At 68.5% G+C, this 6,449-nt stretch carries 7 protein-coding genes and 1 pseudogene; 3 read left to right on the top strand and 5 right to left on the bottom strand.

The features are described from left to right. On the bottom strand, window positions 1-228 hold a 228-nt coding region (locus QZV72_RS07800; RefSeq protein ID WP_297006977.1), incomplete at its 3' end, for a peptide-methionine (S)-S-oxide reductase. 39 nt (window positions 229-267) lie between these two features. Beyond that, complete coding sequence (locus QZV72_RS07795; protein WP_297006976.1) at window positions 268-2,022, bottom strand: ribonuclease H-like domain-containing protein; 1,755 nt, start codon at window positions 2,020-2,022, stop codon at window positions 268-270. Between the two features lie 195 nt (window positions 2,023-2,217). Between QZV72_RS07795 and QZV72_RS07790 the strand changes: the two genes are divergently transcribed. Both QZV72_RS07790 and QZV72_RS07785 read left to right on the top strand, forming a co-directional pair. Then, window positions 2,218-2,835: a DUF6474 family protein gene (locus tag QZV72_RS07790; protein ID WP_297006973.1), complete on the top strand. Its 618-nt coding sequence runs from the start codon at window positions 2,218-2,220 to the stop codon at window positions 2,833-2,835. A gap of 148 nt (window positions 2,836-2,983) precedes the next feature. Further along, on the top strand, window positions 2,984-3,346 hold the full coding sequence (locus tag QZV72_RS07785; RefSeq protein ID WP_297006970.1) for an Lsr2 family protein: 363 nt from the start codon (window positions 2,984-2,986) through the stop codon (window positions 3,344-3,346). 33 nt (window positions 3,347-3,379) lie between these two features. On the opposite strand, the gene QZV72_RS07780 is transcribed toward QZV72_RS07785, so the two are convergent. Beyond that, window positions 3,380-4,021: a response regulator transcription factor gene (locus QZV72_RS07780; RefSeq protein ID WP_297006968.1), complete on the bottom strand. Its 642-nt coding sequence runs from the start codon at window positions 4,019-4,021 to the stop codon at window positions 3,380-3,382. After that, window positions 4,018-5,274: a sensor histidine kinase gene (locus QZV72_RS07775; RefSeq protein ID WP_297006966.1), complete on the bottom strand. Its 1,257-nt coding sequence runs from the start codon at window positions 5,272-5,274 to the stop codon at window positions 4,018-4,020. Before QZV72_RS07775 ends, QZV72_RS07780 begins: the two co-directional genes overlap by 4 nt. 70 nt (window positions 5,275-5,344) lie before the next feature. Between QZV72_RS07775 and yidC the strand changes: the two genes are divergently transcribed. Next, window positions 5,345-6,355: a membrane protein insertase YidC gene (yidC, locus tag QZV72_RS07770; protein ID WP_297006963.1), complete on the top strand. Its 1,011-nt coding sequence runs from the start codon at window positions 5,345-5,347 to the stop codon at window positions 6,353-6,355. A gap of 7 nt (window positions 6,356-6,362) precedes the next feature. Here the strand turns inward: yidC and QZV72_RS07765 are convergent. Then, a pseudogene (locus tag QZV72_RS07765) lies at window positions 6,363-6,449 on the bottom strand (TetR/AcrR family transcriptional regulator); the annotation flags it as partial.

Below are 6,449 nucleotides of genomic sequence, written 5' to 3'. Positions count from 1 at the left end.
CCCCACCGAGGTGGCCTCCACCCCGTCGAGCTGCCAGAACAGTTTCTCCGCACCCCAGAAACACCCCAGGCCCAGCACGATATGCTGCTGGCCCTCGCGCCACGGCCCGGTGACCGGCGTCCCCAGCACGGTGTGCGGCCTCGGGTCCGGCAGCACGGGGTGGCGTCCTCCCTTGAGCGCGGTCTCACTGTCCGGACGTTCCGCACGGAACGGTCCGGCGGAGTTCATCGCCATCAGTCGTTGCAGGAAATCCATGGTGGTCCCTTCTCAGTACTCCAGCGGCGGGACGCCCGGTGCCCCGAGCCGCAGCCAACGGCGCACCGCCGCGGGTGCGTAGCAGTCGTCGGCGTTGTACCGCTCGAGGGTACGCCGCGCCCGGGAGGATGCCTCGGCGAGCGCACCGGCCGGCGATCCGTCGTCCCCGTCGACGTCCCCGACCGCGATCTCGAAGAGGTCCACCGCCGCCCGCCCGTCAACGTCCTGCTGGCTGAAGGTGAAGCCGGCGAGCGCTGCGACGGACTTCAGCCCCAGCGACCCGTTCGCCGCGAGGGCCGTCTTGACCAGTGCGAAGACATCGACCCATTCGGAGGAGTCGAGGAAGGCATTGACGTCGGCGAGCGTCGGCATGACGATGCCCGGCGCGTACTCGCGTCCGCCGAATCGGGTGGCGTAGCTGCGCATCCAGTGGTTCTCCCCCTGCTGGGAGTAGCAGTAGGCGCGGAAGACCCGGTAGGAATCGTGCGCGGCACGGCGTCGCGCCATGAGCCAGGTCCAGTAGCGGGCGACGTGCTCCCCCTCGTCACCGGAGCGGCTGAAGTCGGTGAAGGGCCGGTACTCGGACCCGTCGAAGGTGCCCCAGAGGAAGGTGCCGCGGGAGGGGTGGGCTTCCATGTCGACGTCGATCTCCACTGCGTCGGCGAGTTCCTCCGCCATCGGCAATTCGCCGTCGTCGAGGTGGCCGGGCATGCGGAACGGGTGCCCGCACCACAGTTCCGGGCGGGTGATCCAGCGGCGCAGCGGCCGGCGCAGGAACTCCACCCCGGCGAGCCAGGCCGCCGCCAGCGCCGGGTCCTCGTGACTCACACCCGGTCCGAGCTGGAGCCCCGCCGGGCGGTCGGCGAGAGCGGCGAGGTCGGGAAGGGTATGGACGCCCAGCTCCCGCCACTGCCTGCCGCGGTCTCCCGGGAGCATGAGACTGAGATCGGAGGAGGCGACCAGTTCGCGTCGACAGTGGTTGTGGAACTCGCAGGTCCCGCATTCACGGACCCGCACCGGGCGCGCGGGGACGGGCGCCGCCAGGGCCCGCTCCAGGGCGCCGAGAACCCGGTCAGCGGGGATGACGACGCACCGGTTGTACCCGCCGGCCCCCGAGGCGCCACCGGTGCCGCCACCGATGAAACCGATGTCGCCGGAGGCCAGCCCGAGCCGGTCGAGGAGGACGTGGGCGACAGCGACCTTCTGCGAGTCGACGGCGTTGCTGCGGTGCCGTAACGGGGCGTCGACGGGCGCGGACAGTCCGAGTGCGGCGACATCGATGACGCGGACACTGTGCCGTCCCGGCGGCTGCCCCGCCGCCCCGTCCCCCCGGCTCACCCGGCGCGCGGTGGTGTGCGCGGTGACGGTGACCGGCATGTAGGCGGTGGAGCTGCTGAGCCCCGCACTGTCGTCGAGCCGGACAAGCAGGTCGATGTCGCAGGCCAACGCGCCGTCTGCCAGTCGCGCGCCGGTGATGACGCGGACGCCGGCGGCGAGTGCCTCGAGCGTCTGTTCCTCGGCGGTGCCGTCATCGGTCACGTCGACCCGGCTGAACTTCACCCGGTCCCCCCTCCGGGCCTCGGTGGGCAGGGCCCCGTTCACTGCGTCGCGACGCAGCTCGGTGCGCTGCCGGTGGGCGTGGCGCTCCGCCCGGGCGGATGCGGGGAGCTCCGGGGTGATACGACCTGCGGCGGCGGCACGGAGCAGAACGCTGCGGCGCCGGCACCCGGTGAGGTCGGCCGGGGTCACCGGGGTCACCGGGGTCACTGCCGGGGGAACCGCCGGAGAAGCCGCCGGGGACGTCGTCGGGGATTTCACCGGGGACGTCACCGGCGCAACCGGCAGAAGGTGGTTCGTCACAATGGGTCCCATCCTATTGGCTAGAGTGGTCCACCAGAAACACGAAGCGGTCACCGGTCGGCACCGCGGCACGTTCCACAGCAGGTACAGGAGACCGTTCACATGGGAGTTGTCAGTTCTATCCGCCGTAGGCGCTACGAGAAGAAGGCGGCGTACAAGGCGGCGAAGGTCCAGGCCAGGGAGACGGCGAGAGCCACCGCAAAGGCGGAGAAGGCACAGCGGAGGTACCTGCAGAAGACCGCCGGGAAGATTCGTTCCATCGACGAGAAAGCCGCGAAGCGCCAGGACAAGAAGGATCTCGCCGCCGCACAGGCACTGGTTGCGCAGGCGAAGTCCAGGCGCGTCACCGCGGGCAAGGTGCTCGGCTGGGTCGGTGCGGCTCGGGTCGTCATCCCGGTCGCCGCACCGCTGGTGTACCGTGCTGTGTCCAAGCTGGGCACCACCGGCGCCGGCCAGGGCCTGTCGTCCCTGCTGGGCAGCTTCGGCGCCGGCGGTACGGCTCCGGGACGCGACGCCGTCCAGCGTGCCCGTATCACCGATCTGCGCAACCGTGCCGGTGCCCGTGCTGTACCGAATGCGGTGCGTTCGGAAATCACCCGGAAGCTCGCAGCCCTGGAGTCCACGCTGAATTCCGCGTCATCCGATGCCGAGCTGGCCACCGTGTCGTCGGAACTTGATCTTCTCGACGCCGAGCTCAACGCCGCGCTCGACGCGGCGTAATTCACATCCACGGCCTCACCGTCGTTTCCCGGACGGCATGCCAGCGAATTGTCAGGATCATTATTCGACCGATCCCTTCTATATGGGTTACACTCGCTCATCAGAAGCATCAGCATCCCCCCTGTCTGACGAGTGAAGGATTATCACCATGGCACGTCGTGAAGTCACCCAGTTCTTCGACGATCTGGACGGTTCCGCGCTGAGCGCGGACGCCGTGAACGTCGTCGAGTTCTCCTACGCCGGTTCGGATTACACCCTGGACCTGTCCGAGGAGAACGCCCTCAAGTTCGCCATTGATCTGGAGCCGTACCTGAAGGTCGCCACCAAGGTCGCGAAGTCCCGCTCCTCCCGCACCCGGTCGGCCGGCTCCACCGGCCCGAAGTCTGACCCGAACCGCAACAAGCGAATCCGCGACTGGGCCAGGGACAACGGTCACACCGTCTCCGCCCGCGGCCAGATCTCCCGTGAGATCATCTCCGCCTACGAAGAGGCCAACCCCTCCGACCGCTGATCCCCGTGCTCTGACCCGGTCCAGGTACCGGTGTCAGAGCATCCCCGCTTCCCGGGCGGCTGCCACCGCGGAAGTCCGGGAGCGGACGCCGAGTTTCGTGTTGATGTGCACGAGGTGCGACTTCACCGTCGCCTCGGAAAGAAACAGCGCGGCGCCTATTTCACGGTTACTGCGCCCGTCGGCGACCAACTGGAGAACCTCGAGTTCCCGGCTGGTCAGCGCATTCGCCGGTTCCTCCTCCCGGTGCATCAGTCGCGTCGCCACCGACCCGGACAGTGCCGTCACCCCGGTGGCAGCGGATCGGACTGCGGAAATGAGTTCCGCCGGTGGGGCGTCTTTGAGGAGATAGCCCACCGCACCGGCCTCAATCGCCCCGAGAATGTCAACGTCAGTGTCATAATTTGTCACCACGAGAACATTCGGGGGATCCGGCAGTTCCCGGATCCGGGCGGTTGCCGTGGCACCGGTCTCCAGTTCCCGACCTGCCTGGCCGGGACCGAACCGCAGATCCATGAGCACCACGTCGATGCCCGGGCCGGCATTCTCCACGGCACGGACTGCGGCGTCGGCGGTATCCGCCTCGCCGACAATGGTGATGTCCTCTTCACTGTCGAGAACGGCACGCAGGCCCATCCGGACAATAGCGTGGTCATCGGCGAGAAGTACCCTGATCATTCTGATTCTCCTGTGTCTCCGGTATCGACTGTATCCCCGGCACCCCCCTGCGGCACACTCACCACGACGGCTGTGCCGCCGCCCGGTGTGGATTCGATCTCCAGCGTCCCGCCGAGGCTCCGTGCCCGGTGCGCCATCGCCGACAGGCCGATATGGCCCTCCCCGGCGCGCTCCACGGCGCTGCGCTCCACGGCGTCGCGGTCGAAGCCGTGTCCGTCATCGACGACGTCGAGCCGCACGGACCCCGGCTCCACCGTGAGCGTGATCCGTGCCCGGTCGGCGCCGGAGTGCTGTCGCACATTCGACACCGCCGACTGGGCGATGCGCAGCAGCCCCGCCTCGACCCGCATCGGCAGAGCGGCACCGCCTTCCCTGGTGGTTGTGGCGTCTTCGATGTCCACGCTCACCCGCAGCCCGTCCCCGCTGGCGGAGGCCGCCAGGCGGCGCAACGCCTCCGGAAACGACCCCTCCTGCAGATCATCGGGCTGCAGTGCGGCGATGATCGCACGCGTCTCCCGCAGGCTCTGCGCAGCCGTCGTCCGGGCCAGACGGACCCGACCCAGGGCGTCCGACCGCTCCGGGATGTCCCTCTCCGCCGCATGCAGCAGAAGCTGGATGCTGGACAGGCCCTGGGCGACGGTGTCGTGGATCTCGTGTGCCAGACGCTCCCGTTCGGTGACGATGCCTGCCTGACGCTCCGATTCGGCGAGCAGACCACGGGTCCGGACGAGCTCGTCGATGAGCTGTCGGCGGCTCTCGCTGACCGCCGACATGCTTCGCACCACCATCGCGATGGCGATCGCCGCGACACCGGACAGGACCGGTCCGAGGACCGCGCCTGTGCTCGGGCCGGCGACGGTGGCGGAGAGCATCACCGCCAACGCGGTCAACACGCCGGTCGCCACCGCACCCCACGGCGCGGGGATGAGCAGCAAATAGAGGACGAACAGGACCAGCGCCAGATAGGACGCCGTGGCCTCCTGGGACGCCAACGCCACCCACAGCAGCGTCAGCACGGCCAACCAGCCGTACCGGTGCGGGGACTCGACCGGGAACGGCCGTGCCAGGCCCACCCCTGCGACCACGGCGAAGGTCACGGCGAGGACCACGACCGGGGTCAGCCCGGCGTCCTCCCCGTCAGCGGCGGCCCATACGGTGACCAGGAGAAGCAGACCGAAGGCGAGCGCCAGGGAACCCCTGATCATCGGCGAGCCGCGGAAGACACCCGTACCGGGGCCCGACACAGTATGCATGGCACATACCGTAGCCTGTCCTGGGTCCACCGGCGCATTCCGTGGCGGAGGCCACAGGTATCCTCGAACCGTGCAGATCATCGAGTACCCCGTATCCCTGGTGATGAAAGGGTGGCACCTCCTTCTCACCTCACTGGGCATGGACGCCGTGTCCTCATGGCCGCTGACCATTGCACTCCTGGTGTTGACCGTGCGTCTGATCCTCCTCCCGTTCGCCTACCGCGCCCAGTACTCGACACGGATGCTCATCAACCTGCGTCCGGCGCTGACCGCACTCGATGCGGAGTACGCGGGGGTGAAGGACCGCGACCGGATCCGGGAGAAGATGGCGAGGCGCAGGCAGCTGCAGGAGGCCGGCGGCTACCGGATGCGTGACGGCTGTGTCCCCTCCCTGATACAGATCCCGTTCTTCCTCGGTCTGTACCGGATTCTCCTGACGGTGTCGAGGCCGCCGGACCTGGAGACCGGCGTGCACCGGAGCATCGGTGCACTGGACAGCACGGATGTCAGCCAGTTCCTGCAGGCCGAGGTCTTCGGCGTGCCGCTGCCCGCCTACTCGGTGATGACCGACGAGCGGTTCGGGTTCCTCGGCACATCCTCCTCGGAGGTTTTCCGCACCGCACTGCCGCTCTGCCTCATCGCGGCGGTCCTGACGACCGGCAACATGGCGTACTCGGTGCGACGCAACTGGACGACCCTCGACGAGGACAGCTCCCTCGCCCGGGGCCTGTTCAAGTTCATGGTCCTCATGATCCCGATGGTCCTCATCTTCCCGCTGGCATTCGGCCTCGCGGGACCCGCCCCCGTGGCGATCATGTGCTACTGGGTCCTCAACAACCTGTGGACCATCGCACAGAATGTGGGACTGCAGCTGGTGATGGACCGCAAGGCGCCGTACTCGCAGGAATTCCTCGACCACCGCAGGCAGGCCGGCATCCGGCGGAGGCAACTGCGGCTCGCCGGGAAAACCCCGGATCCCGGATCCCCGGATGTGCCGGTGGGTGAACCGGCACAGGATGAAGAGGGGGTCGGCGGAGCGGACGGTGCGGCACATTCCGGCGGACGCCACCGCCCGAAGTGACCGCCCCTCAGATGGTGTACATCATCGGCGCCGTGTAGAGCAGCTGTTTCGCGAGCTCACGGGCGGTTTCCAGGGGAGAGACGGTCCGGCTCAT

The organism is uncultured Corynebacterium sp. (assembly GCF_902782855.1).
Taxonomy (GTDB): domain Bacteria; phylum Actinomycetota; class Actinomycetes; order Mycobacteriales; family Mycobacteriaceae; genus Corynebacterium.
Note: the sequence above shows the minus strand (reverse complement) of the source record. Positions and strands in the feature narration are given on the sequence as shown.